Annotated in this window: 14 protein-coding genes; 10 read left to right on the forward strand and 4 right to left on the reverse strand. The window is 72.6% G+C overall.

All coding sequences use genetic code 11. The features are described 5' to 3' along the window. The first annotated feature begins 93 nt into the window (after positions 1–93). From ABWK59_RS22505 to cimA, 10 genes are all read left to right on the forward strand, one after another. Positions 94–1,947, forward strand: a complete 1,854-nt coding sequence (locus ABWK59_RS22505) for an acetolactate synthase large subunit (RefSeq protein WP_354642418.1) — start codon at positions 94–96, stop codon at positions 1,945–1,947. Positions 1,948–1,983: 36 nt separating this feature from the next. Next, entirely contained in the window at positions 1,984–2,508 is a 525-nt protein-coding gene (gene ilvN / locus ABWK59_RS22510) for an acetolactate synthase small subunit (RefSeq protein WP_354642419.1), read from the forward strand. A 132-nt stretch (positions 2,509–2,640) separates the two neighbouring features. Further along, the gene (ilvC, locus tag ABWK59_RS22515; protein WP_354642420.1) at positions 2,641–3,639 is read left to right on the forward strand and encodes a ketol-acid reductoisomerase; all 999 of its coding nucleotides are present in this window, start codon (positions 2,641–2,643) and stop codon (positions 3,637–3,639) included. A 220-nt stretch (positions 3,640–3,859) separates the two neighbouring features. Beyond that, complete coding sequence (gene serA / locus ABWK59_RS22520) at positions 3,860–5,440, forward strand: phosphoglycerate dehydrogenase (RefSeq protein ID WP_354642421.1); 1,581 nt, start codon at positions 3,860–3,862, stop codon at positions 5,438–5,440. Positions 5,441–5,720: 280 nt separating this feature from the next. After that, complete coding sequence (locus ABWK59_RS22525; RefSeq protein ID WP_354642422.1) at positions 5,721–5,879, forward strand: hypothetical protein; 159 nt, start codon at positions 5,721–5,723, stop codon at positions 5,877–5,879. Between the two features lie 182 nt (positions 5,880–6,061). Further along, the gene (locus ABWK59_RS22530) at positions 6,062–9,325 is read left to right on the forward strand and encodes a S8 family serine peptidase (protein WP_354642423.1); all 3,264 of its coding nucleotides are present in this window, start codon (positions 6,062–6,064) and stop codon (positions 9,323–9,325) included. 128 nt (positions 9,326–9,453) lie between these two features. Then, positions 9,454–10,491 (forward strand): 3-isopropylmalate dehydrogenase, encoded by a 1,038-nt coding sequence (locus ABWK59_RS22535; RefSeq protein ID WP_354642424.1) that lies wholly within the window; start codon positions 9,454–9,456, stop codon positions 10,489–10,491. A 158-nt stretch (positions 10,492–10,649) separates the two neighbouring features. Beyond that, positions 10,650–11,762 carry a branched-chain amino acid aminotransferase gene (locus tag ABWK59_RS22540; protein WP_354642425.1) on the forward strand — a complete coding sequence of 371 codons (1,113 nt, stop codon included), beginning with the start codon at positions 10,650–10,652 and terminating at the stop codon, positions 11,760–11,762. A 92-nt stretch (positions 11,763–11,854) separates the two neighbouring features. Continuing rightward, on the forward strand, positions 11,855–12,424 hold the full coding sequence (locus tag ABWK59_RS22545) for a Uma2 family endonuclease (RefSeq protein WP_354642426.1): 570 nt from the start codon (positions 11,855–11,857) through the stop codon (positions 12,422–12,424). Positions 12,425–12,755: 331 nt separating this feature from the next. After that, positions 12,756–14,387 carry a citramalate synthase gene (gene cimA, locus ABWK59_RS22550; protein WP_354642427.1) on the forward strand — a complete coding sequence of 544 codons (1,632 nt, stop codon included), beginning with the start codon at positions 12,756–12,758 and terminating at the stop codon, positions 14,385–14,387. Positions 14,388–14,518: 131 nt separating this feature from the next. On the opposite strand, the gene ABWK59_RS22555 is transcribed toward cimA, so the two are convergent. From ABWK59_RS22555 to ABWK59_RS22570, 4 genes are all read right to left on the reverse strand, one after another. Further along, complete coding sequence (locus ABWK59_RS22555) at positions 14,519–15,103, reverse strand: GTP-binding protein (protein WP_354642428.1); 585 nt, start codon at positions 15,101–15,103, stop codon at positions 14,519–14,521. After that, the gene (locus ABWK59_RS22560; RefSeq protein WP_354645065.1) at positions 15,084–15,659 is read right to left on the reverse strand and encodes a DUF742 domain-containing protein; all 576 of its coding nucleotides are present in this window, start codon (positions 15,657–15,659) and stop codon (positions 15,084–15,086) included. The genes ABWK59_RS22555 and ABWK59_RS22560 overlap by 20 nt, the downstream gene beginning before the upstream one ends. A gap of 242 nt (positions 15,660–15,901) precedes the next feature. Continuing rightward, positions 15,902–16,315 carry a roadblock/LC7 domain-containing protein gene (locus tag ABWK59_RS22565; protein WP_030057391.1) on the reverse strand — a complete coding sequence of 138 codons (414 nt, stop codon included), beginning with the start codon at positions 16,313–16,315 and terminating at the stop codon, positions 15,902–15,904. A 10-nt stretch (positions 16,316–16,325) separates the two neighbouring features. Continuing rightward, positions 16,326–19,721: a nitrate- and nitrite sensing domain-containing protein gene (locus ABWK59_RS22570; protein ID WP_354642429.1), complete on the reverse strand. Its 3,396-nt coding sequence runs from the start codon at positions 19,719–19,721 to the stop codon at positions 16,326–16,328. Positions 19,722–20,069 lie beyond the last annotated feature (348 nt).

The raw sequence follows: 20,069 nt of genomic DNA on the forward strand, positions 1-20,069 counted from the left end.
TTGGGCGGACGATTGAGGCAGAGCCGGCGATCGGCCCGACCACGGCGACACCCTCATCGCCCGGGCCGGCAGAACCCGAGAAGAGACAGGCAGATGACTGAGCACGCCGCATCCCCCCGCCGCGGGGACACCCCGGCAGCCCACGCTCCGGGTCCCCAGACCACCGTCGAGACCATGACCGGCGCGCAGTCGCTCATCCGCTCGCTCGAGGCCGTAGGCGCGGACACCGTCTTCGGCATCCCGGGCGGGGCCATCCTTCCGGCGTACGACCCGCTGATGGACTCGCAGAAGGTCCGCCACATCCTGGTCCGCCACGAGCAGGGGGCCGGCCACGCCGCCACCGGGTACGCGCAGGCCACCGGCCGGGTCGGCGTCTGCATGGCCACCTCGGGCCCGGGCGCGACCAATCTGGTCACCCCGATCGCCGACGCCTACATGGACTCGGTCCCGATCGTCGCGATCACCGGCCAGGTCGCCTCCAAGGCGATCGGCACGGACGCCTTCCAGGAGGCGGACATCTGCGGCATCACGATGCCGATCACCAAGCACAACTTCCTGGTCACCGACCCGGCCGAGATCCCCCGGGTGATCGCCGAGGCGTTCCACATCGCGGCCACCGGCCGGCCCGGCCCGGTCCTGGTCGACGTCGCCAAGGACGCGCTGCAGGCCACCACCACCTTCCGCTGGCCGGTGGAGACCTCGCTGCCCGGCTACCGCCCGGTCACCAAGCCGCACGCCAAGCAGATCCGCGAGGCCGCGAAGATGCTGGTGAACGCCAAGCGCCCGGTGCTCTACGTCGGCGGCGGCGTGCTCAAGGCCCAGGCCTCGGCCGAGCTGCGGATCCTCGCCGAGCTGACCGGCGCGCCCGTGGTCACCACCCTGATGGCGATCGGCGTCTTCCCGGACAGCCACCCGCAGCACCTGGGCATGCCCGGCATGCACGGCTCGGTCCCGGCGGTCACCGCGCTGCAGAAGTCCGACCTGCTGTTCACCCTGGGTGCCCGCTTCGACGACCGGGTCACCGGCAAGCTGGACGGCTTCGCCCCCGACGCCAAGGTCGTCCACGCCGACATCGACCCCGCCGAGATCGGCAAGAACCGCCCGGCCGACGTCCCGATCGTCGGCGACGCCCGCGAGGTGATCGCCGACCTGATCGTCGCCGTCCAGGCCGAGTACGACGCCGGCCACCGCGGCGACTACGGGGCCTGGTGGGCCAAGCTCAACGAGTGGAAGAAGACCTACCCGCTCGGCTTCGACCCGGCCCCGGCCGGCGAGCTCGCCCCGCAGCAGGTCATCGAGCGGATCGGCCAGCTGGTCGGCCCGGACGCGATCTACGCCGCGGGCGTCGGCCAGCACCAGATGTGGGCCAGCCAGTTCATCCAGTTCGAGAAGCCGGCCACCTGGCTGAACTCGGGCGGCGCCGGGACGATGGGCTACGCCGTCCCGGCCGCGATGGGCGCCAAGGCCGGCAAGCCGGACACCGCGGTCTGGGCGATCGACGGCGACGGGTGCTTCCAGATGACCAACCAGGAGCTGGTCACCTGCGCGCTCAACAACATCCCGATCAAGGTCGCCGTCATCAACAACGGCTCGCTGGGCATGGTCCGCCAGTGGCAGACCCTGTTCTACAACCAGCGGTACTCCAACACCGTCCTGCACTCCGGCCCGGGCCACGACGGCATCGAGCCGCCGGCCCAGGGCACCCGGATCCCGGACTTCGTCCTGCTCTCCGAGGCGATGGGCTGCGTCGGCCTGCGCTGCGAGCGCCCCGAGGACCTGGACGCGGTGATCAAGCAGGCGATGGAGATCAACGACCGCCCGGTGGTCATCGACTTCATCGTCCACCAGGACGCCATGGTCTGGCCGATGGTCGCCGCCGGCACCAGCAACGACGAGATCCTCGCCGCCCGGGACGTGCGCCCGGACTTCGGCGACGACCTCGACTGACGGCCCCGACCAACCGATAGAGAGCCAATGACCGCCATGTCCAAGCACACCCTCTCCGTCCTGGTCGAGAACAAGCCCGGCGTCCTGGCCCGGATCGCCTCGCTGTTCTCCCGTCGGGGCTTCAACATCGACTCCCTCGCCGTCGGCCCGACCGAGCACCCGGACATCTCCCGGATGACCATCGTGGTCAACGTCGAGGACCTCCCGCTGGAGCAGGTCACCAAGCAGCTGAACAAGCTGGTCAACGTGATAAAGATCGTCGAGCTGGACCAGGCCCAGGCCGTCCAGCGCGAGCTGGTCCTGGTCAAGGTCCGGGCGGACGCCGACACCCGCTCGCAGGTCGTCGAGATCGTCCAGCTGTTCCGCGCCAAGACCGTGGACGTCTCCCCGGACGCGGTCACCATCGAGGCCACCGGCTCCTCCGACAAGCTGGAGGCCATGCTCAAGATGCTGGAGCCGTACGGCATCAAGGAGCTGGTCCAGTCCGGCCTGGTGGCCATCGGCCGCGGGGCCCGCTCGATCACCGACCGCTCGCTGCGCGCCCTCGACCGCTCGGCCTGAGCCCCAGCCGACGGGCGCCGCGGCGACGGCGCCCGTCTCACACCCTGAAGCACCGCCCCACACCCGGCCGGGTCCCCGTAAGTTAGGGAGCGCAAGACCCGGCACCACCACCACGCAAGGAGATGTGCCCCCGTGGCCGAGCTGTTCTACGAAGACGACGCCGACCTGTCCATCATCCAGGGCCGCAAGGTCGCGGTCATCGGATACGGCAGCCAGGGCCACGCCCACGCGCTGTCCCTGCGTGACTCGGGCGCGGACGTCCGGGTCGGCCTGCTGGAGGGCTCGAAGTCCCGCGCCAAGGCGGAGGAGGCCGGCCTGCGGGTCGTCACCCCGTCCGAGGCGGCGGCCGAGGCCGACGTCATCATGATCCTGGTTCCGGACCCGATCCAGGCCGACGTCTACGAGAAGGACATCGCGCCGAACCTGAACGCCGGCGACGCCCTGTTCTTCGGCCACGGCCTGAACATCCGCTACGGCTTCATCAAGCCCCCGGCGGACGTGGACGTCTGCATGGTCGCCCCGAAGGGCCCGGGCCACCTGGTCCGCCGCCAGTACGAGGAGGGCCGCGGCGTCCCCGCGATCGTCGCCGTCGAGCAGGACGCGACGGGCAACGCCTTCGCGCTGGCGCTCTCGTACGCCAAGGGCCTGGGTGCCACCAAGGCCGGCGTCATCAAGACCACCTTCACCGAGGAGACCGAGACCGACCTGTTCGGTGAGCAGGCCGTCCTCTGCGGCGGTACCGCCGCCCTGGTCAAGGCCGGCTTCGAGACCCTGGTCGAGGCGGGCTACCAGCCCGAGATCGCCTACTTCGAGTGCCTGCACGAGCTGAAGCTCATCGTCGACCTGATGTACGAGGGCGGCCTGGAGAAGATGCGCTGGTCGGTCTCCGAGACCGCCGAGTGGGGCGACTACGTCACCGGCCCCCGCATCATCACCGACGCCACCAAGGCCGAGATGAAGAAGGTCCTCGCCGAGATCCAGGACGGCACCTTCGCCAACACCTGGATCGCCGAGTACAAGGCGGGCCTGCCGAAGTACAACGAGTACAAGAAGGCCGACTCGGAGCACCTGCTGGAGACCACCGGCAAGAAGCTCCGGAAGCTGATGAGCTGGGTCGACGAAGAGGCCTGAGCCCCACCGGGAGGCACAACCTCCTTGTACACCGAGGCTGTTCCCGTCCGGGTGATTTCGCCGGACGGGAGCAGCCGGGCCACCGGTCCGTCGATACACTTCCGAGTGCGCGTCAGGCCCACAGCGTCGTGCGTCTAGCTACGCGGCATGCCACCTTCCCCCGCCTGTCACGCCACCTCCGTGTGGCCGGGGAGAACCGGACAGTTAAGGACACACTGTCGTGAGCAAATCCGTAGTACTCATCGCCGAAGAGCTGTCCCCCGCGACCGTGGACGCGCTCGGACCGGACTTCGAGATCCGCCACTGCAACGGCGCGGACCGCACCGAGCTGCTGACCGCGATCGCCGACGTGGACGCCGTCCTGATCCGCTCCGCGACCCGCGTGGACGCCGAGGCGCTGGCCGCCGCCAAGCGCCTCAAGGTGGTCGCCCGCGCCGGCGTCGGCCTGGACAACGTGGACGTCTCGGCCGCCACCAAGGCCGGTGTGATGGTCGTCAACGCGCCGACCTCCAACATCGTCACCGCCGCCGAGCTGGCCTGCGGCCTGCTGATCTCGGTCGCCCGCAACATCGCGCCCGCCAACGCCGCGCTCAAGCAGGGCGAGTGGAAGCGCAACAAGTACACCGGCGTCGAGCTCTCCGAGAAGGTCCTCGGCGTGGTCGGCCTCGGCCGGATCGGCGTCCTGGTCGCGCAGCGGATGTCCGCCTTCGGGATGAAGATCGTCGCCTACGACCCCTACATCCAGGCCGCCCGCGCGGCCCAGATGGGCGTCAAGCTGGTCTCCCTGGAGGAGCTGCTGGAGGTCTCGGACTTCATCACCGTCCACCTCCCCAAGACCCCCGAGACCATCGGCCTGATCGGCGACGAGGCGCTGCACAAGGTCAAGCCGACCGTCCGCATCGTCAACGCCGCCCGCGGCGGCATCGTGGACGAGGCCGCGCTCGCCAGCGCCCTCAAGGACGGCCGGGTGGCCGGCGCCGGCCTGGACGTGTACGCCAAGGAGCCGTGCACCGACTCGCCGCTGTTCGCCTTCGACAACGTGGTGGCCACCCCGCACCTGGGCGCCTCCACCGACGAGGCCCAGGAGAAGGCCGGCATCGCCGTCGCCAAGTCGGTCCGCCTGGCGCTGGCCGGCGAGCTGGTGCCGGACGCGGTCAACGTCCAGGGCGGCGTGATCGCCGAGGACGTGCGGCCGGGTCTGCCGCTGGCCGAGAAGCTCGGCCGGATCTTCACCGCGCTGGCCGGCGAGGTCGCCGTCCGGCTCGACGTCGAGGTCCGCGGCGAGATCACCCAGCACGACGTCAAGGTGCTCGAACTCTCCGCCCTCAAGGGTGTGTTCGAGGACGTGGTGGCCGAGACGGTGTCCTACGTCAACGCCCCGCTGTTCGCCCAGGAGCGCGGTGTCGAGGTGCGGCTGACCACCTCCAGCGAGTCCCCCGAGCACCGCAACGTGATCACCGTCCGCGGCACCCTCTCGGGCGGCGAGGAGATCGCGATCTCCGGCACCCTGTCCGGCCCCAAGCAGACCCAGAAGATCGTCGGCGTGGACGCCTTCGACGTGGACGTGGCGCTCACCGACCACATGGCGTTCTTCAAGTACGAGGACCGGCCCGGCGTGGTCGGCACCCTCGGCCGGATCCTCGGCGACGCCGGCATCAACATCGCCGGCATGCAGGTCGCCCGGGACGGCGAGGGCGCGCTGGCCTCGATCACCGTGGACAGCGAGGTCTCCCAGGACGTCCTGACCGAGATCTCCGGCGCGATCGGCGCCCGGTTCGCCCGCGCGGTCAACCTCGGCTGACGCCCGCTCAGGACCGGAACGGCCCCTCTGCACCGCGGCAGGGGGGCCGTTCGCATGCCTCCGGTGGGGCTCGTCTCAGATACTAGGAAATCCAACTATTCGTGCAGACAGCGACGCCCGACCCGTCGTACCGTGAAAGGGCCATACGGTGAGCCACCCCTGCAACGCCAGGGTGTGTGGCCCGTGTGCCCGTACGCACAGCGGCAGGCGACCCCTGGCCGGCGTACCCCACTCCCCACCCTCTGCGCGCCCGCTCGCGCATGTTCCACAGGAGACCGGTATGCCTTCCGTCGCCGACCGCCACGCCACCCCCGCCGCCCCCGCCTCCCGCGCCCCGCGCCGCCGCCGCCGGGCCGAGCCCCACCCGTACGCCGCCGCCGCGCTGCAGCGGGCCCTGGACCGGCGTGACAACGGCGGCGTGGAGGGCCACGCGCACTGACGGCCCGTCCGGGGGCCCCGCCGGGCGCCCGCGAGGGGTCGGACGGGCCCCGGGCACGCCCCGCCGGGCCACCCGGGCGCTCCGCCGGCCGGTTGACGGTTCCTCACCCGCAGGGGTGCAACCCGCACTCCAACGAGGGACACCGCTGGCGTGGGACCTGGCGGCGATCCTAAGACGGATCCGTGCGCACCCCACTCGCCGCCGTCGGCGTCGTCCTCGCCCTGCTGTCCGCCGCGCCGCCCGCCGCGGCCCGGGAGCCGGACCCGGGCCGGTCCCGCGCCGGTACCCCGGTGGCCGTCCTGCTGGAGCTCGACACCGAGGCCGCCGCCCCCGCGTACCGGCGGGCGGCGGCCGAGGCGCGCCGGTCACTCCGCTCCCCGGAGGCCGTCCGGCGGGAGGCCGCCCGGGCCGGCGCCGAGCAGCGCGGACGGGCGGTCCGCGCGGTCGACCGGCTGGCCGCCGCGGTCCGGGCCGAGGAGCCCGCCGCCGGCACCCTGTACCGCACCCAGACGCTGCTGACCGGCCTCGCGGTCCGCACCCCGCCGGGCGCCCTGCGGGCCCTCGGCCGGCTGCCCGGGGTCCGCGCCGTGCACCCGATCGCGCTCAAGGAGCGGTCCAACGCGCACGCCGTGCCGCTCACCGGCGGCCCCGCCGTCTGGTCCGCCCCGGCCGGCACCACCGGCGAGGGCGTGCGGATCGGCATCGTCGACTCCGGCATCGACTACACCCACGCCGACTTCGGCGGGCCCGGCACCGAGGCGGCCTTCGCCACGGTGGACGGCGCCGCGCCGGCCCCCGCCGCGCTCTTCCCCAACGCCAAGGTGATCGGCGGCCGGGACCTGGTCGGTGACGCCTACGATCCCGACCCCTCGTCACCCGGCTACCAGCCGCAGGCCCGTCCGGACGCCAACCCGATCGACTGCGCCGCCAACGGCCACGGCAGCCACGTGGCCGGCACCGCGGCCGGATACGGCGTCACCGCGGACGGGCGGACCTACCGCGGCCCGTACCGGGAGGGGCTGGACCCGGCCGCGTTCCGGGTCGGCCCGGGCACCGCGCCCGGCGCGCAGCTGTACGCGATCCGGGTGTTCGGCTGCGAGGGCTCCACCGACCGGCTCGGCGAGGCCCTGGACCTGGCCGCCGACCCGGACGGGGACGGCGACCCGAGCGACCGCCTGGACGTGGTCAACCTCTCGCTCGGCAGCCGCTTCGGCGGCACCCGGGACGCCGACGCACTGGCCGCCGACCGGCTCGCCGGACTCGGCACCCTGGTGGTCGCCTCGGCCGGCAACGACGGCGACCTGTACGCGGTCGGCGGCAGCCCCGGCACCGCCCCGACGGCGCTGGCGGTGGCCGCCTCGGTGGACCCGCACGGCGACGCCGACGGCATCCGGGTGCTCGCCCCGCCCGCCCTGGCCGGCGTGGTCCCGGCGCACTGGAGCGCCGAGTACCACGCCTGGTCCCAGCGGGAGGTCCGCGGCGAGCTGGCCCTGCCGGCCGGCCAGGCGGACGGCTGCGCGGCCTTCGACCCGGCCGACGCCGCCCTGATCACCGGCCGGATCGCCGTCCTGCGCTGGGCCACCAGGGACGCCGACCGGGCCTGCGGCTCGGCCGCCCGGGCGGACCACGCCGCCGACGCCGGGGCGATCGGCACCCTGTTCGCAGCCGACGGCGACAACCTCGGCGAGGTCGCCGGCAACGACCGGATCCCGGCCGCCGTCCTGGCCCGGGCCGAGGGCGAGCGGCTGATCGGCGCCCTCAAGTCCGGGCCGGTGACGGTGGGCCTCGCCGCCCCGGGCAACCCGCTGCACGGCGCCGTCTCCCAGGACCAGCCGCAGCGCGCCGACACCCTGGCGTCCTTCACCTCCCGCGGCATCGGCGTGCCCGGCACGGTCAAGCCCGACCTGGCCGCGCCCGGCGAGACCATCTGGTCCGCCAAGGCCGGCAGCGGCAGCGGCGGCATGCGCGAGGACGGCACCTCGATGGCCGCCCCGCACGCCGCCGGCCTGGCCGCCCTGGTCCGGGCCGCCCACCCCGACTGGACGGTCGCCGAGGTCAAGGCCGCCCTGATGAACACCGCCGGCGACCTCTGGCTCGGCGACGGCCGCACCGGCCCGCTCCAGGCACCCGAGCGGGCCGGCGCCGGGCAGGTCCGGGCCGACCTCGCGGTCCGCACCCCGGCGGTGGCCTACGCGGCCGGCGAGGGCGCGGTGGAGGGCGCGGTCGGCGTCTCCTTCGGCCCGGTCGAGATCACCGGCCCGGTCGCGCACGCCGCCCTGGCCCGCGAGGTGGAGGTGCGCAACCTCTCCGGCGCCCCGCTCGCCTACACCACCGCCTACCGGGCGGCCACCGAGGTCCCGGGCGCGGCCTTCGAGATCACGCCCGCCCGGGTGCAGGTACCCGCCGGCGGCACGGCCCGGGTGCGGATCACCCTCCGGGCCCGCGGCCGGCTGGAACGGGCCCCCGACCCCACCCTGGACCTCCAGCAGGCCGGCCGGGCCCGGACGTACCGCGCCGAGCTCTCCGGCCGGCTGCTGCTCACCCCGGTCCCCGGCGGGGCGCCCCAGCTGCGGGTGCCGGTGTTCGCCGCACCCCGGCCGGCCACCGACCTGACCGCCGTCCCCCGGGCCAGGACCGCCGCCGGGGGCACCCTGCTGGCGCTGCGGGGCACCGCCGCCCCCACCCCGGACGGGGCCGGCCTGGTCAGCGCCTTCGTGCTGGGCGGCGAGGCGCCCGCGTGGCCGGGCTGCCCGGCCGAGGGCCCGTGCGCCACCGAGCCGGGCGACCGGTCGGCGAACCTCCGGGCGGCCGGCGCCGCCGGCGACCTCCCGACGGGCTCCGCGCCCGAGCAGGGCCGGATCCACCTGGCGGCCGTGCTCCGGGCACCCGCCGCCACCCCGGCCGGCCTGACCGGCGTCCGGGCCTCGCTCGACACCGACGGCGACGGGCGCACCGACGCCGTGGTCGCCGCCGACCGGCTCCGCGGCAGCGACGTCCTGGTGGCCCGCACCTTCGCCGCCGCCACCGGCCGGGAACTGGACGTCCAACCGCTGAACGCCCGCTGGGGCGACACCGACACCGGGCTGCTGGACGGCGACGCGGTGGTGCTGCCGGTCCGGCTGGCCGCACTGCCCCGCCCCGCCGGAGCGACGACCGTGATCCGGTACGCGGTGTGGACCGGGCCCGAGTCGCCGGGAGCCATGCCCGACCCGGCCGGGGCGCTGGACGCGATCGGCCTGGACGGCGAACGGCCCGTCCTGCCGCTGGACGTCGCCCACCCGGCACCGGACGTCCGCACCGGCGGCGACGGCGGCGCGGCGATCGCCGCCCAGGAGCGGCCCGGGGGCATGCTGGAGGTGCGGACCGGCGGCAGCCCGCAGCGGCTGTTGCTGATCCACCACCTCAACCCGGTGGGCCGGCGGGCCCAGATCCTGGCCCTGCCGTGACCCCGTCCTGACCTGGGCCCGAGGCGGCCTCGCGGCCGGCTCGCCGGCCGCTGGAGAGGGCCCCGGAACCTGTCCGAATGGCGGACGGAAGCTGTCCACCCCTAAGACGCGGGAGTAGTGTCCCCAGCATGTCTCGCACCCTTCGCCTCGCAGTTATCCCCGGTGACGGCATCGGCCAGGAAGTGGTGGCCGAGGGCCTCAAGGTGCTCAGCGCCGCCCTCCCCTCCGACGTCAAGCTGGAGACCACCGAGTACGACCTCGGTGCGCGGCTCTACCACCGCACCGGCGAGACCCTCCCCGACAGCACCCTGGAGGAGCTCAAGGGGCACGACGCGATCCTGCTCGGCGCGATCGGCGACCCCAGCGTCCCGTCCGGCGTGCTGGAGCGCGGCCTGCTGCTGAAGCTGCGGTTCGCCTTCGACCACCACATCAACCTGCGCCCGGGCAAGCTCTTCCCCGGGGTGACCTCCCCGCTGGGCGGCGACCCGCAGATCGACTTCGTGGTGGTCCGCGAGGGCACCGAGGGCCCGTACGTCGGCAACGGCGGCACCCTGCGCGCCGGCACCGAGCACGAGGTGGCCACCGAGGTCAGCCTCAACACCGCCTTCGGCATCGAGCGCGTGGTCCGCGACGCCTACCGCCGCGCCGCCGCCCGCCCGCGCAAGAAGCTCACCCTGGTCCACAAGAACAACGTGCTGGTGCACGCCGGCCACCTGTGGAGCCGGATCTTCCAGCAGGTCGGCCAGGAGTTCCCCGAGGTCACCACCGACTACCTGCACGTGGACGCGGCGACGATCTTCTTCGTCACCCAGCCCGAGCGGTTCGACGTGATCGTCACCGACAACCTGTTCGGCGACATCCTCACCGACCTCGCCGCGGCCGTCACCGGCGGCATCGGCCTGGCCGCCTCCGGCAACATCAACCCGAGCGGCGCGTTCCCGTCGATGTTCGAGCCCGTGCACGGCTCGGCCCCCGACATCGCCGGCCAGGGCAAGGCCGACCCGACCGCCACCGTGCTCTCCGTCGCCATGCTGCTGGAGCACCTGGGCTACACCGCCGAGGCCGCCACGGTGGAGGCCGCCGTCGCGGCCGACCTGGCCGCGCGCACCGGCACCCGTTCCACCTCCGAGGTCGGCGACGCGCTGGCCGCCCGAGTATCCGGCTGACGGGCCGGCTCCCTATCGCGCACAGCCTCCCGGCTGTTCGGCACGGCCCTCTGGATGCGAGTATCGACAGTGGGCCGTGCCGTCGTGCGCTCCTTCACCAACGTGGGGTGACCGGCGGAAGCGGCCCGGACCAACCCCACGGTGAAGGATTGACAGCCATGAGCACGCCCACCCAGGCGCCCATCACGTTCGACCTCAAGCCCTCCGCGCACCCGCTGTCCGACGCGGAGCGCGAGGCCCGGCTGGCCAACCCCGGGTTCGGCCGGATCTTCACCGACCACATGGTCACCATCCGGTGGACCGAGGGCCGGGGCTGGCACGACGCGCAGCTCACCCCGTACGCGCCGCTGGAGATCGACCCGGCCAACATGACCCTGCACTACGGGCAGGCCATCTTCGAGGGCCTCAAGGCGTACCGGCAGGTCGACGGCTCGATCGCCACCTTCCGCCCGGAGGCCAACGCCGCCCGCTTCCAGGCCTCCGCGCGCCGCCTGGCGATGCCGGAGCTGCCGGTGGAGACCTTCGTCGAGGCCGTGGAGCTGCTGGTCCAGCAGGAGCGGAACTGGGTGCCGGCGCAGGCCGAGCAGAGCCTGTACCTGCGGCCCTTCATGTTCGCCACCGAGGTCGGCCTGGGCGTGCGCCCGGCGAACTCCTACCTGTTCATGATCATCGCCTCGCCGGCCGGCGCGTACTTCCCCGGCGGCGTGAAGCCGGTCTCGGTCTGGCTCTCCGAGGACTACGTCCGGGCCGCGCCCGGCGGCACCGGCGCCGCCAAGTGCGCCGGCAACTACGCCGCCTCCCTGGTCGCCCAGGCCGAAGCCGCCGCCAAGGGCTGCGACCAGGTCGTCTGGCTCGACGCCGCCGAGCACCGGTGGATCGAGGAGATGGGCGGCATGAACCTCTACTTCGTCTTCGGCGAGGGCGAGAACGCCCGGATCGTCACCCCCGAGCTCTCCGGAGCCCTGCTGCCCGGCATCACCCGCGACTCGCTGCTCACCCTGGCCTCCGACCTCGGCCACGCGGTCGAGGAGCGGAAGATCTCCACCGAGGAGTGGAAGCAGGGCAACGCCGACGGCACCCTCACCGAGGTGTTCGCCTGCGGCACCGCCGCCGTGATCACCCCGGTCGGCTCGGTCAAGTCCCGCGGCGGCGACTGGACGGTCGGCACCGGCGAGCCCGGCCCGATCACCATGGAGCTCCGCAAGGCCCTCCTCGCCATCCAGGGCGGCCAGACCCCGGACACCCACGGCTGGCTCCACAAGATCCTCTGACCCGCCCCCGGGCGTCCCATCCCGGGACGCCCGGTGCTCGGTAACCTCGAACTGTCCCGCTCGTTGAGCCGTACGGATCGGAAGGAGGGGCCGTGACCGCCGAGACGCACAGCTTCACCGAGTCCGGGCCCAGCCGGGGCGAGGACCTCCTCGACGCCTTCCTGGCGCTGGACACCCCGCCGGGATTCAAGGCCGAGCTCATCGAGGGGGAGATCGTCGTGACCCCACCACCGGACGGCGAACACGAGACCGTGGTCGGCCGGATCGCCAAGCAGGTTTTCCGGCAGGGTTCGACGGACGTCGACTTCGCGCCGGGAGCCGGTCTGATCGTGCCCGACGGGCGCTACATCCCGGACGGTACGTTCACGAGCGTCGGCGCGATGCTGGACCGTGAGTCGTGGTGGAAGCCGGACGGCGTGCTGATGGTCGTGGAAGTGACGTCCAGCGATCCGCGAAAGGACCGTGACGCCAAACGCAGGGGTTACGCAGCCGCGTCGATTCCGCTGTACCTGCTGGTCGACCGGCAGGCCAACCGGCTGGTGCTGCACAGCGGTCCGGCCCGGGGCGACTACTCCACGACCACCGGTGTGCCGCTCGGTGATCCGCTGCCGTTGCCCGCACCGTTCGGGTTCGACCTGGACACGGCCGGTCTGGTCGGATAGCCGTTCCGTATGGCGAGACACCCCGGCCGGGATCCGGAACGTGTGCCAGACTGCCGGTGTGTCCTCGCTCGTGCTGATTATTGGCAGCAGGCGCGCCGGTCCGCAGTGACCGCTCCCGAGTAACCAGACCCGCGGAGCGACCACCAGCGTCCAGACCCGCGCGCAGACCTCTCGCACCCGCGAGGGGTCTTTTTGTTTCCCCGGACCGGCCGGAGCCCCCACAAGGGGCCGAGGGACACCGGGAGCGCGCGGGATGCTGGACAGTGGAGCCGGATCCCCGAGGAATTCCCGGCAACCGCAGCACCTCCACCGAAACGGAGAACCCAGGGCCATGACCGAGGCCAGCAGCCCCAGCAGCCGTCCCCACGACAGCTTCCACGTCTTCGACACCACGCTGCGCGACGGCGCCCAGCGCGAGGGGATCAACCTCACCGTCGCCGACAAGCTGACCATCGCCCGGCACCTGGACGAGTTCGGCGTCGGCTTCATCGAGGGCGGCTGGCCGGGCGCCAACCCCCGCGACACCGAGTTCTTCGCCCGGGCCGCGGCCGAACTCGACCTCCAGCACGCCCAGCTGGTCGCCTTCGGCGCCACCCGCCGGGCCGGCGGCCGGGCCGCGGACGACCCGCAGCTGGCCGCCCTGGTCGACTCCGGCGCTCCGGTGGTCACCCTGGTCGCCAAGTCCCACGACCGGCACGTGGAGCTGGCCCTGCGCACCACCCTGGACGAGAACCTGGAGATGATCCGGGACAGCGTCGCGTACCTGCGCTCCCGGGACCGCCGGGTGTTCATCGACTGCGAGCACTTCTTCGACGGCTACAAGGCCAACCCCGGCTACGCGGTGGAGGTGGTCCGCACCGCGCACCAGGCCGGCGCCGACGTGGTGGTGCTGTGCGACACCAACGGCGGGATGCTGCCCGGCGGCGTCCGGGAGATCGTCGCCGAGGTGCTCGCCCTCACCGGCGCCCGGCTGGGCATCCACGCCCAGGACGACACCGGCTGCGCGGTGGCCAACACGCTGGCCGCGGTGGACGCCGGGGCGACCCACGTCCAGTGCACCGCCAACGGCTACGGCGAGCGGGTCGGCAACGCCAACCTCTTCCCGGTGGTCGGCGCGCTGGAGATCAAGTACGACCGGCGGGTGCTGCCGGCCGGGAAGCTCGCCGAGATGACCCGGATCTCGCACGCCGTCGCCGAGGTGGTCAACCTCGCCCCCTCCACCCACCAGCCGTACGTGGGCTTCTCGGCCTTCGCCCACAAGGCCGGCCTGCACGCCTCGGCGATCAAGGTGGACCCGGACCTGTACCAGCACATCGACCCGGAGCTGGTCGGCAACACCATGCGGATGCTGGTCTCCGACATGGCCGGACGGGCCTCGGTCGAGCTCAAGGGCCGGGAGCTGGGCTACGACCTGTCCACCGACCGGGACCTGGTCGGCCGGGTGGTGGCCAGGGTCAAGGAGCAGGAGAACCTCGGCTACACCTACGAGGCCGCCGACGCCTCCTTCGAACTGCTGCTCAGGGACGAGGTGAAGGGCCGCCGGGAGCGGTTCTTCCGGCTGGAGTCCTGGCGGACCATCAGCGAGCAGGGCCCGGACGGGCGTCCGGGCAACGAGGCCACCGTCAAGCTCTGGGCCAAGGGCGAGCGCCGGATCGCCACCGGCGAGGGCAACGGCCCGGTGGACGCGCTCGACCGGGCGCTGCGGACCGCCCTGGAGCGGATCTACCCGCAGCTGGCCAAGCTGGAGCTGGTGGACTACAAGGTCCGCATCCTGGAGGGCCAGCACGGCACCGGCTCCAAGACCAGGGTGCTGATCGAGTCCTCGGACGGCACGGCCACCTGGTCCACCGTCGGGGTGGCCGACAACGTCATCGCCGCCTCCTGGCGGGCGCTGGAGGACGCGTACGCCTACGGCCTGCTGCGGGCCGGGGTGGAGCCGGAGGCCGAGGCGGAGGCCGGCTGACCCGGGGCCGACGCGTCGGCGGACGAGGCACGGACGCACAGGGGCGCGGGGATCCGCGCGGCCGGCCGGGCACGGAGGTGTCCGGTGGGTCGCGCGGGTCCCCGCGCCCCTGACTGCCGCTCAGCGGCCGCTCAGCGCAGGCGGGCGAGCAGGGCGTGCTCGACCAGGGTGATGAGGGCGCTCTTGGCGCTGTCCCGGCGCCGGGCGTCGACGGTGATGATCGGGGTGTCGGGCCCGAGCTGGAGTGCCTCGCGGACCTCTTCGGGAGTGTGGGGCTGGTGTCCGTCGAAGCCGTTGAGGGCGACGACGAAGGGCAGGCCCGAGTTCTCGAAGTAGTCGAGGGCGGGGAAGCAGTCGGCGAGGCGGCGGGTGTCGACGAGGACGACGGCGCCGATGGCGCCGCGGACCAGGTCGTCCCACATGAACCAGAAGCGGTCCTGGCCGGGGGTGCCGAAGAGGTAGAGGATCAGGTCTTCGTCGAGGGTGATTCGGCCGAAGTCCATGGCGACCGTGGTGGTGGTCTTGCCCCCGGTGTGGGTGAGGTCGTCGATCCCGGCGGAGGCGGAGGTCATGACGGCCTCGGTCCGCAGGGGGTTGATCTCGGAGACGGCGCCGACGAGGGTGGTCTTGCCCACGCCGAAGCCGCCGGCGACGACGATCTTCGCGGAGGTGGTCGCGCGGCCGGGGGAGGTCGCGTTAGAGCTTGCGAAGTCCACTGAGGACCCTTTCGAGCAGCGTGACGTCGGGCTGGTTGCCGGATTCGCCGCCGGCAGCGGGCTGGTGGATGGCGACGAGCCCGGCCTCGGCCAGGTCGGCGACCAGGATCCGGGCGACGCCCAGAGGCATGGAGAGCAGCGCCGAGATCTCGGCGACCGACTTCACCTCGGTGCACAGCGAGCAGATCCGCTGGTGCTCCGGCAGCAGCGTGGCCAGCCGGGCCGGGTCGACGCTGGCCGAGACCAGGGCCTCCAGCGCCAGCTCGTAGCGCGGCCGGGTGCGACCACCGGTCATCGCGAACGGCCGGATCAGCGGCCCGGAGTCCTCCTCGTCCTCGTACTCCTCGACGTGCCCGGGCTCCTCGTGCCGGGAGGGCGTGCCGGTGTGTTCGGGGAAGGCCTCGGGGCCCGGGTAGTTCGGGAAGCCGCCGGGCTGCCGGCCGTAGGACGGCTGCTGCGGCTGGGTGAAGTACCGGGGGTCGGGCTGGCCGTAGCCGGGCTGCTGCTGACCGTACTGCTGCGGGTCGTACGGCTGGCCGTGCCCGACGCCGGGCACGCCGAAGGCGTCATGGCCGGTGCCGGGGTACGGAACGCCGTACTGACCGCGGTCGTCGGGCGGTGTCACGGTTCCTCTCCTCAAGGGTGCGGCGGTGCGGTGCAGGCCCCGGTACGGGAGGTGCCGGGGCCGGTGGTGCGAAGGCCGTACAACGCCCGAACCCGGGGCCGCCGTCGGAAGACGGTGGCCCCGGGGACGGGCAATGAGGTCTTTCGAATACCAGGACGGTATCCGACGAACCGTCAGTGCAGGAGACTGCCCTGGAGTTCCGCACGGAGTGCGGGGGTGAGGACGGCGCCGGCCCGGTCGACGAGCAGGGCCATCTCGTAGCCGACGAGACCGATGTCGGAGTCCGGGGAAGCGAGGACCGCGAGCGCGGATCCGTCGCTGACGGCCATCAGGAACAGGAAGCCACGTTCCATCTCGACGACGGTCTGGTTGACCTCTCCGCCCTCGAAGATCCGGCTGGCGCCGGAGGTCAACGAGGTGAGTCCGGAGGCGACCGCGGCGAGCTGGTCGGCGCGGTCCCGGGGGAACCCTTCGGACATGCAGAGCAGGAGGCCGTCGGCGGAGACCACCACCGTGTGCGACACCCCGGGGGTGTTGTCCACGAAATTGGTGATCAGCCAGTTCAGGTTCTGCGCGGCCTGGCTCATCTGACTCAACTCAACGCTCCTGGTGGTTCGAGCCGCCGAAGAGATCGGTGCTGCTGTTGTGCTGTCCGTTGTCGAATCGGCCCTCGTTGGGGTCGATCCTGAAGCTACCGGTGGCCGCGGGGTCGCCGCCGGCATTGCGTCCCTGTTCCACACCGCGGCGCAGGTTGGTCAGGCGGCCGCGGACCTCGCTCGGGTCGCGGGACACCTGGGGGCCGTCCTGCGGGGTGGGGGTGGCGTTGCCCGCCACCAGGTTCTGCTTGGGGACCCGGCGGGGCAGGCCCGAGGCGGTGGTCCCGTCGGTGGTGGGCTCGCGGAGCTTGCCCGCCCGCTGCCAGGTCCCGTCGTTCGGCGAGTCCCAGCTGGTCTGCGCGGAGGTCGGACCGGTCGGGCCGAAGCCGCCCAGCGCCGACACGTCGTGCCCGCGGGCCTCGGCGGGCGCCGAGGTGTCCTTGGCGCCGGTGAACCAGTTCGGCTTCTCGCCGCCGGCCGTCGCACCGTCCTGGGCGCCGAGGGCACGGGCCGCGGCCCCGCCCGCCAGCTGCTCGCCCGGGCGGCGCTGCGGCAGCCCGCCGGCCCCGCCGGACGGGAGCGCCGGCGGCAGCGCGGCCGGCTCCTCCTGGCCGTACGGGTGGCCCGGGGTGTCCTCGTAGCCGTAGCCGTCCTGCTGGTAGCCCTGCTCGTAGCCGTAGCCCTGGTCGCCGTAGCCGTCCTGGGCGTAGTCCTGGCGGCCGTACGGGTCCTGCTGGCCGTAGGCGTCCTGCTGGTACCCCTGCGGGCCGCCGTAGCCGTCCTGCTGGTAGCCGTAGCCCTGGTCGTCGTAGCCGTCCTGGGCGTAGTCCTGGCGGCCGTACGGGTCCTGCTGGCCGTAGGCGTCCTGCTGGTACCCCTGCGGGCCGCCGTAGGGCTGCTGCTGCGGCTGCTCGTCCCCGTACGGGACGTCGAGCAGCTCGGCCTCCAGCGGCTCCTCGGCGGACGGGCCGGAGTCCAGCGCGGCGCGGCGCTTCTGCTCCAGGCGCTGCGAGCGCTGCACCGACTCCAGGGCGGGGCTGAAGCCGCTGCCGCCGGAGTTGCCGGTCAGGTGGTCGTCGAAGCCCAGCTCGGCGGCGCTGCGGCCGTCGTACTCCCAGTTCTGGGCGGAGGGCTCCTGCTCGGCGAAGATCCGGGAGACCGTGAACTCCTCCTCCGGCTCCGGAGCGGCGTCCATCCGGGTCAGGTTCTGCGGGAGCATCACCAGCGAGGTGGTGCCCGCGGACTCGCCCGAGGGGCGGAGCTGGACGCGGATGTCGTGCCGCTGCGAGAGCCGGCCGACCACGAACAGGCCCATGCGGCGGGAGATGGTGGCGTCGACCGTGGGCGGCTCGGCCAGCTTCTCGTTGATCTCCGCGAAGTCCTCGGCGGTGAGGCCGATGCCCTTGTCGTGGATCTCGACCAGCACCCGGCCGTCCGGCAGGCGGGTGGCGTTGACCAGCACCCGGGTCTGCGGGCTGGAGAAGGTGGTGGCGTTCTCCAGCAGCTCGGCGAGCAGGTGGACGAGGTCGGTCACGGCGGCGCCGACGACCTCGGCCTCCGGGATGCCGGCCAGCTCGACGCGCTCGTACTGCTCCACCTCGGAGGAGGCGGCGCGGAGCACGTCGACCAGCGGCACCGGGGTGTTCCAGCGGCGGCCCGGCTCCTCGCCGGCGAGGACGAGGAGGTTCTCACCGTTGCGGCGCATACGGGTGGCCAGGTGGTCCAGCTTGAAGAGGTTCTCCAGCTGGTCCGGGTCGGCCTCGTTGTTCTCCAGGTCGGTGATCAGCGCCAGCTGGCGCTGGATCAGGCTCTGGCTGCGACGCGACAGGTTGGTGAAGATCGCGTTGACGTTGCCCCGCAGCAGGGCCTGCTCGGCGGCGAGCGACACGGCCTGCTGGTGGACCTGGTCGAAGGCGCGGGCGACCTCGCCGATCTCGTCCTTGCCCCACAGCGGGATCGCGGTCACCGCGGTGTCCACCCGCTCCGGGTCGGTCTTGGAGAGCTTGTCGACCAGGTCGGGCAGACGGTGGTTGGCGATCTCCAGCGCGGCCTGGTTCAGGGTCTTCATGCCGAGGATCATCGAGCGGGCGATGAAGCCGGTGAGCAGACCGGCCAGCACCAGCGCGGCGATCACGATCAGCGAGTTCAGGATCACGTCGGTGAGGGCGCGGTCCTTGATGTTCTGCGCGTCGGCGACGACCTGGGTGAGCAGCTCGTCCTCGGTCGCCTTGAGGGCCGTGATGTGGCTCTTGGTGGCCTGGTCCCAGTTCTGCAGGTTGAGGCCCTCGGCCTGGGCGGCGTCGAAGGCCGCCTTCGCCTGAGCGACACCCTTGCTTTGGCCGGCCGCGGCCGCCGAGGAGTAGGACATGCCGATGTTCAGCAGGCCCTGGATGGTCGGCAGGGTGCTGCCGTTGGGCATCCGGTACGGCAGGCGCTGGTCGGCGGTGGCCTGGTCGACCTGGGCACGCGCGAAGACGTCCAGCTCCTCGGGGGAGCTGGCGGTGTTGAACTCGCTGAGCGCGGTGCCTTCGAGCCGGTTGGCGACCAGGAGCGTCTGGATCAGGTCCTGGTTCTCGTAGCGGGTCACCTTGTTGGTGGCGATGCCCGCGAGCAGGTTGACCATCAGGATGCGCTGGGTCGAGGCGGAGGCCTTGGCCAGCGACATGGCGTAGATCGCGCGGCCCTTGGAGGTCACGCTGGAGCTGCCGAAGCCGACCGAGTTGTCCATGGCCAGCAGCGGGGCGAACAGCGCCGAGTAGGCCTGGGCGGTCGCGGTGGCGAACAGCTCCTCGCCGTAGGCGCTCTGGCGCAGGTGCGGCAGGAAGGCCACCATCTGCTGGAACGACTGGTTGCGGCGGCGCATGGTGGCGTCGTCCGAGACCTTGGCGAAGGCGGAGTTGTACGTGGCGAGCGCCTTGTCGGTGGCCGCCCGGTACTTGGCGACCCGGCCCTCGTCGTCCTTGCCCGTGATGATCGGGATCGCGGTGAGGTCGCGCTCCGACTCCAGGGCGTCGGCCAGCTCGGTGGCGGCACGGGCCAGCTCGGCGGTCTTCACCGCGTGGTCGGCCTTGACCCAGTCGTCGTACGAGGAGTTGACGCGCAGACCACCGAAGACCAGCGCGATCACGACGGGGATCAGCAGGATCGCGACGAGTCGGGTCGGCACGCGCCAGTTCAGCGGCGACAGGAACTCGTACTTGTCGCTGAGCGAACGAACCTTGCCCGCCTTGCCCGGCTTCGTCGCCTTGGGCGGACCGGCCGGGATGACGGGACCGGGTATGGAACGGTCCTCGGTGGGCGCGAACGCGGAGAACTCACCTTGAGCGTGGCCGCTTCCGCCCGGCTCGTGGCGGGGCTCGGAGCGCCGCTGCGGGGTGACTGGCTTGTTACGCCTCACTCGACAACAACCTCTCGACCGCTTGGGCGGCCATGGATCTTCCAGCGGCTTCTCCCCGCTGCCGCAGCCCGATGCTGATGACTACGGGGTAGCTGGAATTTCAGCACGTGGAGGGATAAGGGACAAACAGCCCACGGTGCCCCTCCGTGAGCAGCAGAAATCGGACATTACCGGTCATAGCTCGATAAATGGCATGGTCATTGGCGCTGAACGGATCCGGACGACCACGCACAGTCGCAGTCGATCTCCAAATGCCTACCGAACTGTTATGGACGCCACGGAGCCTCCCGCCACGCCCTCGGCGGGTAAGCCGAAGGGGCGCGGGGACGCGCGCGGCCCGTTCCGGCC

It is taken from the genome of Kitasatospora sp. HUAS MG31 (assembly GCF_040571325.1).
Lineage (GTDB): Bacteria > Actinomycetota > Actinomycetes > Streptomycetales > Streptomycetaceae > Kitasatospora > Kitasatospora camelliae.